The sequence below is a fragment of the Rhodopila sp. genome (assembly GCF_035548095.1).
In the GTDB taxonomy this organism is placed as follows: domain Bacteria; phylum Pseudomonadota; class Alphaproteobacteria; order Acetobacterales; family Acetobacteraceae; genus Rhodopila.
On sequence record NZ_DASZUV010000025.1, the window covers coordinates 1 to 3,836 of the forward strand.

The 3,836-nt window shown below is 64.9% G+C and carries 4 protein-coding genes; 3 read left to right on the forward strand and 1 reads right to left on the reverse strand.

The window, feature by feature from the left end; all coding sequences use genetic code 11:
* Positions 1–548: aminoacyl-tRNA hydrolase (gene pth, locus VHC04_RS18100; protein WP_325683880.1), on the forward strand; the 548-nt coding region annotated here is incomplete at its 5' end.
* Positions 548–1,642 carry a redox-regulated ATPase YchF gene (gene ychF / locus VHC04_RS18105; protein WP_325683882.1) on the forward strand — a complete coding sequence of 365 codons (1,095 nt, stop codon included), beginning with the start codon at positions 548–550 and terminating at the stop codon, positions 1,640–1,642. The genes pth and ychF, both read left to right, overlap by 1 nt.
* 81 nt (positions 1,643–1,723) lie before the next feature.
* On the opposite strand, the gene VHC04_RS18110 is transcribed toward ychF, so the two are convergent.
* The gene (locus tag VHC04_RS18110; RefSeq protein WP_325683884.1) at positions 1,724–1,897 is read right to left on the reverse strand and encodes a hypothetical protein; all 174 of its coding nucleotides are present in this window, start codon (positions 1,895–1,897) and stop codon (positions 1,724–1,726) included.
* A gap of 528 nt (positions 1,898–2,425) precedes the next feature.
* On the opposite strand from VHC04_RS18110, the gene VHC04_RS18115 reads away from it, so the two are divergent.
* Positions 2,426–3,184: a PEP-CTERM sorting domain-containing protein gene (locus VHC04_RS18115; protein ID WP_325683886.1), complete on the forward strand. Its 759-nt coding sequence runs from the start codon at positions 2,426–2,428 to the stop codon at positions 3,182–3,184.
* Positions 3,185–3,836: the final 652 nt, after the last annotated feature.

A 3,836-nucleotide genomic window follows, 5' to 3' on the forward strand; every position in this document is an offset into this window, starting at 1 on the left:
CGCAATATGCGAAGAACCGGCACAATGCCGGCTTCATCGTCGTGGACGAGATTCATGCCGCGCATGGTTTCGGGCCGTGGAAGGCCAAATTCGACGGCCTGTTGTCGGAAGGCAGCCTGGCGGGCCGCAAGACCTACCTGCTGAAGCCGCAGACCTATATGAACCTGTCGGGCGACAGCGTGGGTCCGGCGCTGCGCTTCTTCAAGCTGCCGCCGTCGGCGCTGGTGGTGATCCATGACGAGATCGACCTGGCTGCGGGCAAGATCAAAGTGAAGAGGGGCGGCGGCGATGCCGGGCAGAACGGCCTGCGTTCCATCACCGCCACCCTGGGGCCGGACTATCGCCGGGTGCGGCTGGGGGTGGGCCATCCCGGCGTCAAGGCGATGGTGACGGGCCATGTGCTGGCCAATTTCAGCAAGGACGAGATCGGCTGGCTGAAGCCGCTGGTGGACGCGATGGTCGAGGCCGCGCCGCTTCTGGCCAGGGACGACGACGCCGGATTCATGAGCAAGGTGGCGCTGCTGACCAGGCCGCCCAAGGAGACGTAATGGGTTTCAAATGCGGAATCGTGGGCCTGCCCAATGTCGGCAAGTCCACTTTGTTCAATGCGCTGACCCAGACGGCCGCCGCCCAGGCCGCCAACTATCCCTTCTGCACCATCGAGCCCAATGTCGGCGATGTGGCGGTGCCCGACCCGCGGCTGGAGACCCTGGCCGGGATCGCCGGATCGGGCGAGATCATTCCCACCCGCATCACCTTTGTCGATATCGCGGGCCTGGTGCGCGGCGCGTCCAAGGGCGAAGGCCTGGGCAACCAGTTCCTGGCCAATATCCGCGAGGTCGACGCCATCATCCACGTGCTGCGCTGCTTCGAGGATGCCGACATCACCCATGTGGAAGGCTCCATCGACCCGTTGCGCGACATCGAGGTGGTCGAGACCGAGCTGATGCTGTCCGACCTGGAGAGCCTGGAGAAACGGCTGACCAACGCGCAGAAGCGCGCCCGTGGCGGCGACAGGGAGAGCGTGGCCCTGGCCGCGCTGATGGAGCCGCTCGTCGCCGCGCTGCAAGCCGGCAAGCCCGCCCGGACGGCGATCCCGCCGGGTGAGGAGGAAGCGGTGCGGCGGCTGCAACTGCTGACCTCCAAGCCCGTGCTGTATGTCTGCAACGTCGAGGAGGCCTCGGCCGCCACCGGCAATGCGTTCTCCGCCAAGGTGCGGGCATTCGCGGCGGCGCAGGGCGCGCCGACCATCGTCGTGTCGGCGGCGATCGAGGCGGAAGTTTCCCAGCTCCCCGAGGCGGACCGTGGCGAATTCCTCGAAGGCCTCGGCCTGACCGAGAGCGGGTTGGACCAGGTGATCCGGGCGGGATATCAGCTGCTGGATCTGCTGACCTATTTTACATGCGGCCCGAAGGAGACGCGTGCCTGGACGATCGTGCGCGGCACCAGGGCACCGCAGGCGGCGGCGGTGATCCACAAGGATTTCGAGCGCGGTTTCATTGCCTGCGAAACCATTTCCTACGACGATTATGTCGCCTGTCGCGGCGAGCAGGGCGCCAAGGAAGCGGGCCGGATGCGGGTCGAGGGGAAGAACTACGAGGTCCAGGACGGCGACGTCCTGCTGTTCCGCTTCAACGTGTGATCCGTTCGACGACCCGAGGACAGGCACGCCCTGAGGTGAGCCAGGGGCGCCCGCCTCGTTTCCGGCTGTCCGTCATCCGGGTCAGCAGGCGATCCTGCCCAGCAGGTAGCCGATTCCTGCCGCCAGCAGCACGGCGATGATCGGCCGCTCGCGGATGAACGCCACCACCTGATCGGTGGTCTCCTCCACCTTGTTGATCTGCCGCTGGATTGCCTCACCTGTATCCGCGATGGCGCCTTCTGCGCGTTCGCTCATGATCCACCTCTCCGCGTTGCCTGATGGACGCCGGCCGGTCCGGCGGAATGCCGCCCCGCCTGTGCCCATCGACAGGCCAAGGAGATGGGCGCCGTGTCGCCGGGGAGAAGGACCGCGCCGGCCCGCCCGCGATCAGTTGATTGCGGGGTCATGCAGGGTGTTGACGCAGGCTGGTCCACCGTTCCGCTCGCCAGGACCGGGGCGCGCGCCGTGATGAGACGGCTCGCGCCAAGTCAAACGCCGCGCGGCCCCTATCAGCGTCACAAATCATGTCTGTTGGATCGTGTCTGTTGTCATGTCTGTTCTGTCGAATGACGGGTTTTGCCGGATCGTATCGAATCGATACCATCACGAACATGCTGTTAGGCAATTATAATATCAGACAATTTCGTCGAGAAACCTTACACCGGGCAGCCTTTCCCGAAGTCCGGGCGCGGTATCGCTTTGATATGGAATGCTTCCCTTTTCTGGCACGGTATTTGCTGCAACAGCAATGTTATCCTTTCATTCTAAAATGAGGTCCCATTCATGCGCCCCCTTACTCTCAAAGCAACGGTACTCGGCGGGTTGCTTGCCAGCGTTGCCGTCGTCTCCGCACAGGCCACGCCTGTCACCTTCTCCGGCATCGACGCCAACGGTTCGGCGTTCACGCCGCTCTCCTCGACCCCGAACGCCGATGCCGCCCGGAACGACTTCTTCTCCAACCTCAACGGCGTGGGGACGGAGACCTTCGAAACCCTCTCGGGCAGCGCCCCGCTGACGGTCAATTTCGGCGCCGCCGGCACCGCCACCCTGAACGGCAGCGGCTCGGTCGTTTCGGTGACGCCGGGCACGACCAATGGCGCTGGCCGCTACAGCGTTCCCTCAGCGAGTTCATCGCGATACTGGGAAGTGACCGCCGGCGGCGCCGGCACGTTCTCGCTCGCGTTCAGCAGCCCGATCGCGGCGTTCGGTTTCTATGGCATCGATATCGGGGACTTCAACGGCACCGTCACCCTGGAACTGACCGATACCTCCAGCAACGTGACCAGCCTGACGGTGCCGACCGCCGCGTCCAACGTCGCGGATGGTTCGGTGCTGTATTTCGGCTTCTATGACCTGACGACGCAGTATACGAGCATCACCTTCGCCACCACCGGCGGCACCGGTGACGTCTTCGCGTTCGACAATTTCAGCATCGGTTCGGCTCAACAGGTCATTCCGAATCCGGTGCCGGAGCCGATGTCGCTGGCCGTGATCGGCACCGGCCTGCTGGGCCTGCGTCTGGTCCGCCGCCGTCGCGGCTGATCGACGCGGCCGGCCCGCCACGCCCGCCAATGGATCGCGCCCGTCCTCACGTCACGTGACGGGCGCGATCCTCCATGCGGCCCGGCGCTGGAGCGCGAGCGCCTGAAACCGGCGGTTGGAAGGCGTGAATCGCGCTCTTGAATGAGAGAGTTGACAAAGCATGACGGGGTCAATCCGACCCTGTCATGCCGTGGGTGCTTTCCGGGCGGTGCGGCCAGGATGCGCGCCATGGCGCCCGAACGGCGGGAACATACCGGCCGGTCGGGCGCCGATCGGTGTCCGCACAGGCGATGCGGGATCGACCTGGAAAGCGCAAGCACGCACCCACGCCTCCGGCGGGATCATTATGCCGTTCTTGCCGTGTCGCGGCTCTCCAGCCGAAGATCGTCATAGCGCGACGCGTGGTTGATAAGAAGATGGTCCCTCAAAAGCGCAGACAAGGACAAAATTCCTTGACACTCGGGAAGAATTCCATCCTAATGGCAGCGGACACACGCAAAGGCCCATCACGATGCCCCCCTGTCTGGCCGCCTTCTCCCTCGTCATCCTCAACGCCGTCGTCACCCCGCTGATCGTCCTGCTGCTCGACGCCGCCGGCGGCGATGCCACCGCCGCGCGCGACGAGGCGCTGGCCATGATCGCCGATTACGAG